Annotated in this window: 12 protein-coding genes; 7 read left to right on the forward strand and 5 right to left on the reverse strand. The window is 62.5% G+C overall.

Features of this window, described 5'->3' with window-relative positions:
- Positions 1-88 precede the first annotated feature (88 nt).
- The 3 genes from AAHA41_RS10680 to AAHA41_RS10690 all read left to right on the forward strand — a co-directional run bounded on the left by AAHA41_RS10680 (position 89) and on the right by AAHA41_RS10690 (position 2,311).
- On the forward strand, positions 89-526 hold the full coding sequence (locus tag AAHA41_RS10680) for a rhodanese-like domain-containing protein (RefSeq protein WP_323070504.1): 438 nt from the start codon (positions 89-91) through the stop codon (positions 524-526).
- Positions 516-1,232: a GNAT family protein gene (locus AAHA41_RS10685; protein ID WP_323070505.1), complete on the forward strand. Its 717-nt coding sequence runs from the start codon at positions 516-518 to the stop codon at positions 1,230-1,232. The genes AAHA41_RS10680 and AAHA41_RS10685 overlap by 11 nt, the downstream gene beginning before the upstream one ends.
- Before the next feature lie 188 nt (positions 1,233-1,420).
- Positions 1,421-2,311, forward strand: coding sequence for a LysR family transcriptional regulator (locus tag AAHA41_RS10690; RefSeq protein ID WP_043851567.1), 891 nt, complete (start codon positions 1,421-1,423; stop codon positions 2,309-2,311).
- Here the strand turns inward: AAHA41_RS10690 and AAHA41_RS10695 are convergent.
- From AAHA41_RS10695 to ybaK, 3 genes are all read right to left on the reverse strand, one after another.
- Entirely contained in the window at positions 2,305-3,228 is a 924-nt protein-coding gene (locus tag AAHA41_RS10695) for a hypothetical protein (RefSeq protein WP_323070506.1), read from the reverse strand. The genes AAHA41_RS10690 and AAHA41_RS10695 overlap by 7 nt on opposite strands.
- Positions 3,229-3,230: 2 nt before the next feature.
- The gene (locus AAHA41_RS10700; RefSeq protein ID WP_323070507.1) at positions 3,231-4,022 is read right to left on the reverse strand and encodes a transporter substrate-binding domain-containing protein; all 792 of its coding nucleotides are present in this window, start codon (positions 4,020-4,022) and stop codon (positions 3,231-3,233) included.
- A gap of 117 nt (positions 4,023-4,139) precedes the next feature.
- Entirely contained in the window at positions 4,140-4,604 is a 465-nt protein-coding gene (ybaK, locus tag AAHA41_RS10705; protein ID WP_108570824.1) for a Cys-tRNA(Pro) deacylase, read from the reverse strand.
- A 191-nt stretch (positions 4,605-4,795) separates the two neighbouring features.
- Here ybaK and AAHA41_RS10710 point away from each other — a divergent pair, with 191 nt between their 5' ends.
- On the forward strand, positions 4,796-5,131 hold the full coding sequence (locus tag AAHA41_RS10710) for a hypothetical protein (RefSeq protein ID WP_323070508.1): 336 nt from the start codon (positions 4,796-4,798) through the stop codon (positions 5,129-5,131).
- A gap of 83 nt (positions 5,132-5,214) precedes the next feature.
- Here the strand turns inward: AAHA41_RS10710 and ppc are convergent, their stop codons facing one another.
- Positions 5,215-7,848 carry a phosphoenolpyruvate carboxylase gene (ppc, locus tag AAHA41_RS10715; RefSeq protein WP_139394027.1) on the reverse strand — a complete coding sequence of 878 codons (2,634 nt, stop codon included), beginning with the start codon at positions 7,846-7,848 and terminating at the stop codon, positions 5,215-5,217.
- Between the two features lie 229 nt (positions 7,849-8,077).
- On the reverse strand, positions 8,078-9,223 hold the full coding sequence (gene argE, locus AAHA41_RS10720) for an acetylornithine deacetylase (protein WP_071914869.1): 1,146 nt from the start codon (positions 9,221-9,223) through the stop codon (positions 8,078-8,080).
- Between the two features lie 272 nt (positions 9,224-9,495).
- Here argE and argC point away from each other — a divergent pair, with 272 nt between their 5' ends.
- The 3 genes from argC to AAHA41_RS10735 are packed head-to-tail and all read left to right on the forward strand — an operon-like array spanning position 9,496 to position 12,242.
- Entirely contained in the window at positions 9,496-10,503 is a 1,008-nt protein-coding gene (gene argC / locus AAHA41_RS10725) for an N-acetyl-gamma-glutamyl-phosphate reductase (protein ID WP_323070509.1), read from the forward strand.
- 22 nt (positions 10,504-10,525) lie between these two features.
- Positions 10,526-11,305 (forward strand): acetylglutamate kinase, encoded by a 780-nt coding sequence (gene argB / locus AAHA41_RS10730; RefSeq protein WP_043851575.1) that lies wholly within the window; start codon positions 10,526-10,528, stop codon positions 11,303-11,305.
- A 25-nt stretch (positions 11,306-11,330) separates the two neighbouring features.
- Positions 11,331-12,242 (forward strand): ornithine carbamoyltransferase, encoded by a 912-nt coding sequence (locus AAHA41_RS10735; protein WP_162628465.1) that lies wholly within the window; start codon positions 11,331-11,333, stop codon positions 12,240-12,242.
- The last annotated feature ends 23 nt before the right edge of the window (positions 12,243-12,265 follow it).

Below are 12,265 nucleotides of genomic sequence, written 5' to 3' on the forward strand. Positions count from 1 at the left end.
TGGTCTACTCCATCCAGCAGAATTGGTACATCCGTGTGAACCATTATGCCGCTAGAGTGGAGCTCTGCCATCAGACAAGGAGTTAATCATGAGTCACGTTCGTTCCACCGGCCTGCTCTCGCCCGAGCAGGCAGCCCTCTTCTTCGAAGCCCAGCTTGCCTGCCGCACCGATGCCACCGATCTGGCCGCCGACCTGATGGCGGCAACGGCCGGCATCGTCGTCATCGACACCCGCTCGCCAGCGCACTACGCCGCTGGCCACATTCCCGGAGCCATCTCCCTGCCGCACCGGGAGATGGTGCCCGAGCGGGTGGCCGGGCTCGATCGCGATGCCATCTACGTCTGCTACTGCGACGGCATCGGCTGCAACGGATCGACTCAGGGAGCTTACAAGCTGGCGCGCCTCGGTTTTCGGGTCAAGGAGCTGATCGGTGGCCTCCACTGGTGGCAGCGGGATGGCTTTGCGGTCGCGCTCGGCGACGAGCCGGGTCAGCTGGCCAACGAGGAGGTGCGCTGTGGCTGCTGAGATCAACGAGTTTGGCCAACCGCTCGGGCCGCTGGTCGCCGGCTGGGACGGCGCCCGCTTCCCCGACGCGCAACTGCTTGAGGGGTGGGGCTGTCGCTGCGAGCCGCTCGATCCGGCCCGCCACGAAGCGAGCCTCTGGCAAGCCTTCGACGAGGATGACGGGAGCCTTTGGACCTACCTCACCAACGGCCCCTTCCCGAGCCGCACCGAGTGGCAGGGATGGCTGGCGCGCATGGCGGCAGGGCGGGATCCCCAGTTCTACGCTATCGTCGATGCCGCCAGCGGGCGCGCCCTCGGACTCGCCAGCTTTCTGCGCATCGACCCTCTCGCTGGCAGCATCGAGGTGGGCTGGCTCCACTTCGCCCCGGCGATGCGCCGCACCCGGCTCGCCACCGCCGCCATGGCGCTGATGATGGGACGCGCCTTCGCCCTCGGCTATCGCCGTTACGAGTGGAAGTGCAACGCCCTCAACCTCCCCTCCCGGCAGGCGGCGCTACGGCTCGGTTTCACCTTCGAGGGGATCTTCCGGCAGGCCCGGGTCGACAAGGAGCGCTCGCGCGATACCGCCTGGTTCTCGGTAATCGACAGCGAGTGGCCAGCCCTGCAGGCGACCCTTGGCCGCTGGCTGGACGATGCCAACTTCGACCAGAGCGGGCGCCAGCGCCTCTCCCTCTCGGCGCTCACCGCCGCCCTGCGCGGCAACTGAATACATACGGGCGGCCACCCTGGCCGCCCCACGTTTTTCCAGCCATCCGATCGGCCAGCCTGTTTATCCCCTGCCCGCAGCACGCCTCACCCCCGTTGAGAGGCTCAGATCCTTCATGAAATGAATTAGAATGAGTCATTTCATGCCATATTGGCATGATTAGAGCCATTGTTATCCCGGGAGAGCCCATGGATATTCGCGCCCTGCGCTACTTTGTCGAACTGGTTCGGGAGCAGAGCTTCACCCGCGCCTCGGAGAAGCTGTTCGTCACCCAGCCCACCATCAGCAAGATGATCCGCAATATCGAGGAGGAGCTGGGCCTGCCCCTGCTCAACCGGGAGGGGCGTCGCTTTACCCTGACCGACAGCGGGCAGGTGCTGTTCCAGCGGGCCCAGACCATTCTGGCCGAAATGCAGCAGCTGGAGGCGGAGCTGGCGGATCTGCAGAGCCTGCAGCATGGCCGCCTCACCCTCGGCATTCCCCCCATGGTGGGTCACCTCTACGCTGATCTCATTCGCGCCTACCGCACCAGCTACCCCAAGGTGGAGCTGACGCTGGTGGAGTATGGCGGCCGCCTGATCGAACAGGCGGTGCTGGAGGGGGAGCTGGATATCGCTATCACCATGCTGCCGACCAAGGAGGGAGGCGCCCTCAACGCGCTAGATCTGGATCAATACCCGATCCGGGTAGTACTGCCGGACCAGCCACGCTGGCACGGCGATGCACCACTGCGACTGGAATCCCTACAGGATGAGCCCTTCCTGCTCTATACCCAGACTCTGGCATTCACCCTGAGCGAACGGCTGGAGCAGGCGTGTCAGGAAGCTGGCTTTGTGCCGCAGGTGGCGGCGCGCAGCAGTCAGTGGGATTTTCTCACCGCCATGGTGCGCAGCGGCATGGGGATCGCCTTTCTGCCGGAGCCGGTCTGCAATCGGCTCATACCAGACGGCCTGGTGTTGCGACCACTGGAGCTCGAGCTGAGCTGGCGACTCGGGGTGATCTGGCCGCGCGAGCGCTATCTGTCGCACACTGCCGAGGCTTGGCTAGAGCTGTGCCGCAAGTGGCGAGAGCCTCACTGATCGCCGAAGCGATCGGTGAGCGGATTGTAGAAATAGGGGCGGTAATCGAAGCTGATCCCCTTGAGGAAGGGGTTCTCCAGCTTGATCAGCCGCCGCTGCCGGGGGTGGGCAAAGGCGATGGCCGGGCCGAAGCTCTTGCGCCACAGCGCCTGCAGCGAGCCATCCTGCCAGGCGATTTGCAGCCCCTGCTCGACCCGTTTGAGCGCCTCGCGGTTGTTGGCGTTGGTATAGAAAACCCGGGGCAGCGGGTAGTAGATCATCAGGGCATCGTCGACCTTGAGCCCCTCCACCTCGTCGTGGGTGAGCTGTTCGCTGCGCAGTTCGCTCACCCCGCGGCAGAAGAGATCGAAACGGCCGCGCGCAACCATCTTGAACAGCTTCTCGTAGCCATCCACCTCCATCACCTCCAGCCCGGCGTGGCGCAGGATATCCACATCGAGCCACCCCTTGCCCTGACCGAAGGTGAAGCGGCGCAGGCCCGCAAGCTCTGTCACCTGCCTGACTGCCGCCTGCTGCTGCGGGCTGACAAAACAGATGCGGTAGCTGACGATCCCCAGATGCACCGGGAAGCGGGCATAGGCCAGCCCCAGCCCCTCGCGAGTGCTGCTGTAACTGTCCATGGCAAAGAGGTTGGGGAAGCTGTCGAGCTGCATGCTGACCCGCTCGCGGGCCTTGGTCATGGGAGGCGCAGCCTCCATCACATAGTCGCCAAACTGGTCGCGCGTCTTGTCGAGGGCGAGACGCAGCAGCTCCCGATCGTAGGTGGTGCGCGGATCCCGTTCGCTCTCGGGACTGATATAGGTAAAGCGGGTTACCGCCTCGACCGCCAGCGGGAGCAGCACCAGCAGGCTGGCCACCAGCAGCGCCAGCGACCGTCCTGCAAACCGCTCTGCCGTTCCATGGCTTATCGCTATCATCCCTAGTCCCCTGCCCGGTGGGTCTGTCTGAAAGTGGTCACATAGTGCCGATAGGCGGGCGAGTTGCGCACCGCCTCGATGGCATCCCACACCTGCTGGCTCTCATGCGGATGGCTCTGGCGGAAGGCGTGGGAGAAGACCAGATAGTAGGGCTTCTCCACCAGCACCGGCACCAGCCGCTCGATCTGCCCTTGCAGGTCGGGATGGGCCGCCAGCAGGCTGTCGGCCACTTCGGTCTGCAAGGCGGTGGCGGCGGCCCGATCCATCACCAGCTTTTTCAATATGATGAGCGGATCCCGGCTGGAGTCATCTACCTCGACTCCCGCCCCCTGCAGGAACTCGACGATGGAGAAACCGGACTGGGCCGCCACTATCCCCTTGACCCTGAGGGTGGTGCCATCCCACTGGCTCTTGCCCCCCTTGAGCTGATAGAGGCTGTAGCTTTCGATGAGCAAGCGCTTGTCGGGATCCGGCTTGTCACCACGCATCGGGTAACTGCCTATCTTGCTCGCCCGCTCCGCGCTGTAGCTCATCTTGAAGGCAGCATCCATCTGGCCGCAGCTCACCAGCGAGAGGCAGCGCTTCCAGGGGAGTGGAGTCATCAGAATTTCGATGCCAAGGTGCTCTGCCACCAGATTGAGGTGATACTGAACGATCCCCTCCCCCGACTGCAGCAGCCAGGGGTAGGAGTCGCTGTTTTCAAAACAGGAGTGCAGGGTAAAGGCAGGGGTAGCACTACCCGTGGCGGGGAGAAGCAGCACAGCGCACAGCAGGGATCTGACAGATGCTCGCATGGGGCCATATCCTTGGCAGCCAGTCTCCTTCCACTATACCAGTCAGCCCGCTAGCGTGCCGTGGCGGCAGCGTCAGGCCGTGCGGGGCATCACTCTTCGTCGCTGACTCTTCACCGATTACTCTTCGCCGATGGGAGCAGCAATCCACTTCATAAGAGTGATCATATCCTGCGGCGCCACACCGACCGAGAGGCCGCGCTTGCCGCCGCTCACCAGAATCTCGTCAAATTGCATGGCCGACTCGTCGAGCACGGTGGGCAGCAGCTTCTTCTGGGCCAGCGGGCTGATGCCGCCCACCTTGTAACCGGTCAGCTTCTCCGCCTCCGCCGGCTTCATCATCTCCACCTTCTTGAGGCCGGTCGCCTTGGCCAGCTGCTTCAGGCTGCACATGCCGGATGAGGGCACGATGGCCACCACCGCCTGTTTGTCGTGGTGGGCGATCAGGGTCTTGAATACCTGCGCCTCCGGCAGCCCGAGCTGGGTCGCGGCATGCTTGCCGAAATCGTCGTGGGCTTCGCACTCGTAGGGGTAGAGCTTGTGGGGGATCTTGAGCTTCTTCAGCAGGTTGATGGCAGGAGTCATGATGGTTGCCTTGAATCGAATCACATAAAAACAAGGCCAAACAGTCTGCGCCTCACGATAGGGTGATGCAAGTCGCAAGGGCAATTTGGGGTGCGCAGCTCCGCCGGACAGTGCCTTTCCGACAGCCCCCCATGCTATCCTCACCCCCCGATTTCACCGATATTCGCCCTCACCATAGGCAACGAGGTTATATGACCCGATTACGCTGGCTACCGACGGGAATGTCCCTGCTCGTCCTCCCTCTGCTCCTCACCGGCTGCGCTCACCAGCCCGATGCGGAGGAGTACCAGAGCAAGATGGATACCCTGATCAGACTCTGCACGGAAGAGACACTCCCCAACTCTCAAGCAAGGCCCGAGGGATTCGACCTTGAGCAGCATCTGGCCGATCTCAGGGCCGAACGACTGCAGCTCACTCGCCAGCTGGCCACCCCGGCAGGGCAAGCCGCGCTCACCGCTCGCCTGAAAACCAGCGAAGACGATCTCGACATTCTCTGCCTGAAACAGGCACTGCAGCAGAGCCAGTAATCGAGCCGACCAAGGGAACACCAGAAACAGAAAGGGCGCCTGATGGGCGCCCTTTCTGTTTCTGTGATTTTAGTGGTCTGCGATCAACCGGTGTTGCGCATGCCTGCCGCGATACCGGCGATGGTGACCATCAGCGCCTTGTCCAGCTCGGGGTGCAGGGTCTCCGGGTGGTTGCGGGAGCGGTTGAGCAGCTCGGCCTGCAGCACGTTGAGCGGGTCGGTGTAGGGGTTGCGCAGCTTGATGGACTCCTTGATCCACGGCTGATCCTCCAGCAGATCCCCGCGCGGGCTCAGTTTCAGCACCACTTCGATGGATTCGGCAAGCTCCTGACGCAGCTGTTTGCCAAGGCCCCACAGCTCCTGCGGCACCAGACGGGTGTCGTAGTACTCGGCGAGCCAGACGTCCGCCTTGAGGAACACCATCTCCAGCATCTCGAGGCGGGTGCGGAAGAAGGGCCACTGGGCGCTCATCTCCTCCAGCACGGCCAGCTTGCCGTCGTCGATCGCCTGCTGCAGCGCCTTGTGGGCTCCGAGCCAGGCCGGCAGCATCAGGCGGTTCTGGGTCCAGGCGAAGATCCACGGAATGGCGCGCAGACTCTCGACGCCGCCGTTGGGCTTGCGCTTGGAGGGACGGGAGCCGAGCGGCAGTTTGCCAAGCTCCATCTCCGGGGTGGCGGCGCGGAAGTAGGGGACGAAGTCCGGATGGCCGCGCACGATACTGCGGTAGTGATCGCAGGAGACGGTCGCCAGCTGCTCCACCACTTCACGCCAGCACGCTTTCGGCTTGGGCGGCGGCAGCAGGTTCCCTTCCAGCACGGCGCTGGTGTAGAGCTCCAGACTCTTGATCGCCACTTTCGGCAGGCCGAACTTGAAGCGGATCATCTCGCCCTGTTCAGTGACGCGCAAGCCACCGCGCAGGGATCCCGGCGGTTGCGACAGGATCGCCTGCTGGGCCGGCGCACCGCCACGACCGACGGTACCGCCGCGGCCATGGAACAGGGTGAGGCGCAGATTGTTGGCCTCGGCCAGCGCTACCAGTGACTCCATGGCAGCGTACTGGGCCCAGCCGGCGGCCATCATGCCCGCATCCTTGGCGGAGTCGGAGTAACCGATCATCACGTACTGACGGCCCTGGATATAGCCGCGATACCAGTCCACCGACAGCAGGCGCTCCATCACGGCGGTGCCCGCCATCAGGTCTTCCTGAGTCTCGAACAGCGGGGCGACCGGCATGCGGAACTTGCAGCCCGCCTCTTTCAGCAACAGCTGCACAGCCAGTACGTCGGACGGGGCACCAGCCATGGAGATGATGTAGATACCGAACGCATCGGGATCGTGCCGGGCAATTACCCGGCAGGTCTCGATGGTTTCGCGGGTCTCGTCGCTCGGCTCCCAGTCGTTGGGGATAAGCGGACGACGGGAGTTGAGTTCGTTGAGCAGGAAGGCCTGCTTGTCATCCTCGCTCCACTCGGCGTAATCCCCCAGCCCCAGATAGCGGGTCAGCTCGGAGAAAACCTGACCGTGGCGCTCACCATCCTGACGGATATCGAGCTTGACCAGATGGATGCCGAAGCAGGCGATCTTGCGCAGCACGTCCAGCAGCATACCATCGGCGATGTTGCCCATGCCGCAGGCGTGCAATGAGTGGTAGCAGAGCTCCAGCGGTTCGCGCAGCTGGGCGGTGGTCTTGACCAGATCCCGGCTCTCGCTCGCCTGTCCCTGCACCTTGGCGGTCAGGTACTCCTGAGTTTCGCGCAGCTGTTCGCGCAGCTCGCGCACCAGCGCGCGGTAGGGCTCGGGGTGATCGCCAACCCGCTCGCGCACGGCGTCGGTGCAGTCGGACATGGAGAGCTCAGAGGTGAGCTCGCGGATGTCCTTGTAGAACAGGCTCACCGCCATCCAGCGGCCCAGCTCCAGCACCTCGGCAGTCACCTTGGCGGTGACGAAGGGGTTACCGTCACGGTCACCGCCCATCCAGGAGGTGAACTTGACCGGCGCTGCATCCAGCGGCAGCCGCACACCCAGATGGTGTTGCAGACGCTCGTCCAGATTGCGCATGAATTCGGGGATGGCTGGCCACAGGCTGTTCTCTACCACGGCGAAGCCCCACTTGGCCTCGTCCACCGGAGTCGGGCGCTGTTCGCGGATCTCGTTGGTGTGCCACGCCTGATTGATGAGCTGCTCGATGCGATTGAGGATCTTGTCCCGCTCGCGGGGCAGCAGGTCGGAGAGCTCCAGCGCCTCGAGGCAGTCGTTGAGCTGCACATGCTTGTGGATCAGGGTGCGACGGGTCACCTCGGTCGGGTGAGCGGTCAGCACCAGATCGATATCCAGCTCGCGCACGGCCTGAATGATGGCCTCTTGCGACAGGTTGGAGGCTTTCAGTTTGTCGAACATCTGCTCCAGCGGATCCGGAGTGCAGACCTGCTCTTCGCAGCGACGGGAGATGGTGTGGAACTGTTCGGCCACGTTGGCCAGATTGAGGAACTGGCTGAAGGCGCGGGCCACCGGCAGCAGCTCGTCGTCGCTCAGGGTGCGCAGGGTATCAAGCAGACGTTCCCGGTCTGCCTCATTGCCTTTGCGGGAAGATTTGGCCAGTTGGCGAATGGTTTCGATCTTGTCGAGGAAGGCCTGACCCTGATGGTCCTTGATGGACTTGCCCAGCAGCTGACCCAGCATGCCTACGTTGGCGCGTAGTGCGGCGTACTTTTCGTTCATTCCACATCCTTATCTTGTTGGTGCCTGACACCCATCCGGGGTGCGAGACGACCTCACTTATTGTTGTGCGATTACAACATATGCTCCGTCATCTTAGGGTGACAATCTACCCAGATTGTCTGCGCAAGGTCAAATAACAGGCCGATTCAGAAGATGTATTTCCCTCACTACTCCCGCACCGGCTTGTTATGTAACTTACTTACAGCTTTGACCCCCTTTGCTGCCCTTTTCAGAGGCAGAAGCGACGAACCAGATGCTGCAATACCGCAGTGGTGGGCTTGACGAAGGAGAGATCCAGATACTCGTCAGGCTGGTGTGCCTGGGTGATATGACCGGGCCCCATCACTATGGTCTCGCAGCCAAGCTGCTGGATAAAAGGGGCCTCGGTGCAGTAGTTGACCGACTCGGCCGCGCGGCCGCTCGCCTTCTCCGCTTCGCGTACCAGCACAGAGTCATCGGCGCAGGCGTAGGCGGGAATGGGTTCGTGCAGGTGCTGCAGATGCAGGCAGCCCGGCTGGTGAATTTCGATGGGAGAGAGCGCCTCTTTGAGCATCCCCATCAGCTCGTCCGGTCCCACCTGCGGGGTCGGTCGCAGGTCGATGTGCAGCTCGCAGCAGCCGCAGATGCGGTTCGGGCTGTCGCCCCCCTGAATGTAACCCAGGTTCAGGGTCGGCTGCGGCACGGCAAAACGGTGGTCGGCATAGCGATCTTTCAGATCCTGCTGCAAGCGCAGCACCTGCCCCATCGCCTTGTGCATGATCTCCATGGCGTTGACGCCGTTGGCGGGATCCGAGCTGTGACCGCTCTTGCCGGTGATGCGGATCGCCTCCGACATATGCCCCTTGTGGGCCACTACAGGCACCAGCCCGGTCGGCTCGCCAATCACCGCGTAGTCGGGTTTCAGTTCGGCTGCCGCAGCGATGGCGCGGGCCCCCGCCATGGTGGTCTCTTCGTCGGCAGTGGCGAGAATGCGCAGGGGCTTGGTCAGCTTGGTGAGGTCGATCTCTTTGAGCGCTTCCACTATGAAAGCGAAGAAGCCCTTCATATCGATGGTGCCGAGGCCATAGAGGCGGTTGCCCTCTTCGGTTACCTTGAAAGGATCCTTGCTCCAGCCCCCCTCATCGAACGGCACCGTATCTGTGTGACCCGCCAGCAGCAGACCGCCCTCCCCCTGACCGATCGTCGCCACCAGATTGAACTTGCCCGGCAGTTCGGGGAGCGCCGTTACCTCGCACTGAAAACCGAGCTGACCGAACCAGTCGGCCAGCAGCCGGATTACCGCCTCGTTGCTCTGATCCCACTTGGGATCCGTGCTGCTGATAGAGGGGATCGCAATAATATTCTTGTAGAGTGAAAAAAAATCCAGATTGGCCATCAGCTCCTCCTTGCTTCCCCAAAACGTTTCTGTTAGAAAATACAAATGCAATGCGAATGCATGAATATTCTGTCTTTTTGCCAGGATAAGCAGCTCGCCAACAAAGGCTTCTAGTTGTAAGGGAAAGTTAATGTTCTGTCACCTGATCTATAACCGACGACACACACCCGCCTGAATTGCCCCTCCGCACTTGTGCACAGGGGCGATCGAACCCCCTTGTGCACCGCAGCACCACGCTGTAAATCTCGAACTCTGATTTGGAATATTCAAACATGCTCAACACCGTTATCGTCGGTGCCAGTGGCTACGCGGGAGCCGAACTGGCCGCACTGGTACAGAACCATCCACAACTCAAACTGTTCGGCCTCTATGTCTCCGCCGGCAGTCAGGATGCCCACAAGCGCTTCTCTTCCCTGCATCCCCAGTGGGTCGGCGCCCTCGATCAGCCGCTGCTGCCGCTGGACGAGGATGGCATGACCCGGATCCTGACCCAGGCCGATCTGGTGCTGCTGGCCACCGCCCACGAGGTGAGCGCCGAGCTCGCCCCCAAGTTTCTCGCCAAGGGGCTGCCGGTGTTCGATCTCTCCGGCGCCTTCCGGGTCAAGGATCAGGGCTTTTACGACAGCTTCTACGGCTTCACCCACCAGAGCGAACAGTGGCTGGATCAGGCCGCCTACGGCCTGGCCGAGTGGAATACCGATGCCATCGCCAGCGCCCAGCTGATTGCGGTGCCGGGTTGCTACCCGACCGCATCGCTGTGCGCCCTCAAGCCGCTGCAGCAGGATGGCCTGATTGCCAAAGGGTGGCAGCCCATCATCAACGCCGTCTCCGGGGTATCCGGGGCCGGGCGCAAGGCGGCCATCAACACCAGCTTCTGCGAAGTGAGCCTCAACCCTTACGGCACCTTCAATCACAGACACCAGCCGGAGATCAGCCATCACCTCGGCAAGGAGGTGCTGTTCCAGCCCCACCTTGGCAACTATGTGCGCGGCATTCTGGCCACCATCTATGTGCAGCTGGCGGACGGCGTCACCCCCACGCAAGTGGATCAGGCCTTCCTCAAGGCTTACGAAGGCAAGCCGCTGGTGCGCCTCACCGGCCAGATGCCCTCTATTCGCGGTGTGGCAAACACCCCTTACTGCGATATCGCCTGGCAACAGCAGGGCAACATGCTGGTGGTGGTCTCTGCCATCGACAACCTGCTCAAGGGTGCCGCCTCGCAAGCCATGCAGTGCATAAATATCAAATTTGGATTTGAACCGGCCACCGGCCTGATTTAAGGACTTAGGAAGGATCTCGAACATGGACAAACAGACGTTGGTAATCAAGCTGGGCGGCGCCCTTATCGAGAACGACGAGGCGCTGACCGCCCTGTTCGCCACCCTCAAAACCTTTCTCGACGATCAGCACCGTCCGCTGGTGCTGGTGCACGGCGGTGGCTGTCTGGTGGATGACCTGCTCAAGGGGCTGGGTCTCACCTCCACCAAGAAGAATGGCCTGCGGGTGACCCCGTTCGAGCAGATCCCCTTCATTGCCGGGGCGCTGGCGGGGACGGCCAACAAGCAGATGATGGCCAAGGCGATCGCCACCGGCATTCCGGCGGTGGGGCTCTGTCTGGCGGATGGCGGCCTCTGTCAGGTGACCCAGCTCGACCCGGATCTCGGCGCGGTCGGCGAGTGCAAGCCGGGCAATCCGGCACTGGTGGCGGGGATCCTCGGTCAGGGCTTCCTGCCGGTGGTGAGCTCCATCGGCATCACCGCCGACGGGCAACTGATGAACGTCAACGCGGATCAGGCGGCCACCGCCATTGCCGAGGCGCTCGGTGCCGATCTGGTGATGCTCTCCGATGTGAGCGGCATCCTCGATGGCAAGGGCAAGCTGGTGCCCCAGCTCGACAAGCTGACCGCACTGGATCTGATGGAGAAAGGGGTGATCCGCGATGGCATGGCGGTCAAGGTAGAAGCCGCCCTGCACGCCGCCCAGACCCTCGGCAAGCCGGTCTGTGTCGCCAGCTGGCGTTACCCGGACCAGCTGCTCAAGCTGCTGGCTGGCGGCGCCGTCGGCACTCAAGTGGCCATTTGATCTCCACCGGAACAAGGAACATCCGATGCAACATCTTCTGAAAGACAGTGATCTGAACAAAGCCCAGATCGAGGCGCTGATTGCGCTGGGCAAAGCAGTGAAGGCCGACCCGAAGAAGTACAGCCAGGCGCTGGCCGGCAAGAGCGTGGTCACCCTGTTCGAGAAACCCTCCCTGCGCACCCGGGTCACCTTCGACATCGGCATCGCCAAGCTGGGCGGCCACAGCGTCTATCTGGATCAGCAGAACGGCGCGCTGGGCAAGCGGGAGTCGGTGAAGGATTTCGCCGCCAACCTGTCGCGCTGGTGTGATGCCATCGTCGCCCGGGTGTTCGATCACCAGACCCTGGTCGAGCTGGCAGCGCACGGCACAGTGCCGGTGGTGAACAGCCTGTGCAACCTCTACCACCCCTGTCAGGGGCTGGCCGACTTTATGACCATTGCCGAGCACTACGACGACCTGTCGAAGGTGAAGCTTGCCTACCTCGGTGATGGCAACAACGTCAGCCACTCTCTGCTGCTGCTGGGGGCGACCCTGGGCACCGACGTCACCCTGATCTGCCCGAAAGGCCACGGCCCGGATACCCAGATCTTCCTGCAGGCGCAGGCACTGGCGGCCAAGTCGGGAGCGACCATCCACATCAGCGATGACGTGGCGGATATCGAAGGGTTCGACGTGGCCTACACCGACACCTGGGTCTCCATGGGTGACAACACCCCGATGGAGCAGGTCAAAGACCTCTTTATGCCTTACCAGATCAACCAGGCTCTGCTCGACCGCACCGGCATTGCACATGTGCTGCACTGCCAGCCGGCCCACCGCGAGCTGGAGATCACCTCGCAGGTGATGGATGGCCCCGCCTCCCTCATCATGGACGAGGCCGAAAACCGGATGCATATCCAGAACGCCGTGTTGCTGACCCTTCTCGGCAACAAGTAACGCGGCAATCAACCTGAATCACG

The sequence above is a fragment of the Aeromonas sp. SER genome, from assembly GCF_038739615.1.
Lineage (GTDB): Bacteria > Pseudomonadota > Gammaproteobacteria > Enterobacterales > Aeromonadaceae > Aeromonas > Aeromonas jandaei.

Coding starts and splice junctions, on each gene's coding strand:
- argB (WP_043851575.1), top strand. CDS start 10,526: ATGGACAAACAGACGTTGGTAATCAAGCTGGGCGGCGCCCTTATCGAG.
- AAHA41_RS10695 (WP_323070506.1), bottom strand. CDS start 3,228: ATGATAGCGATAAGCCATGGAACGGCAGAGCGGTTTGCAGGACGGTCG.
- ybaK (WP_108570824.1), bottom strand. CDS start 4,604: ATGACTCCTGCCATCAACCTGCTGAAGAAGCTCAAGATCCCCCACAAG.
- argC (WP_323070509.1), top strand. CDS start 9,496: ATGCTCAACACCGTTATCGTCGGTGCCAGTGGCTACGCGGGAGCCGAA.
- ppc (WP_139394027.1), bottom strand. CDS start 7,848: ATGAACGAAAAGTACGCCGCACTACGCGCCAACGTAGGCATGCTGGGT.
- AAHA41_RS10690 (WP_043851567.1), top strand. CDS start 1,421: ATGGATATTCGCGCCCTGCGCTACTTTGTCGAACTGGTTCGGGAGCAG.
- AAHA41_RS10680 (WP_323070504.1), top strand. CDS start 89: ATGAGTCACGTTCGTTCCACCGGCCTGCTCTCGCCCGAGCAGGCAGCC.
- AAHA41_RS10710 (WP_323070508.1), top strand. CDS start 4,796: ATGACCCGATTACGCTGGCTACCGACGGGAATGTCCCTGCTCGTCCTC.
- AAHA41_RS10700 (WP_323070507.1), bottom strand. CDS start 4,022: ATGCGAGCATCTGTCAGATCCCTGCTGTGCGCTGTGCTGCTTCTCCCC.
- argE (WP_071914869.1), bottom strand. CDS start 9,223: ATGGCCAATCTGGATTTTTTTTCACTCTACAAGAATATTATTGCGATC.
- AAHA41_RS10735 (WP_162628465.1), top strand. CDS start 11,331: ATGCAACATCTTCTGAAAGACAGTGATCTGAACAAAGCCCAGATCGAG.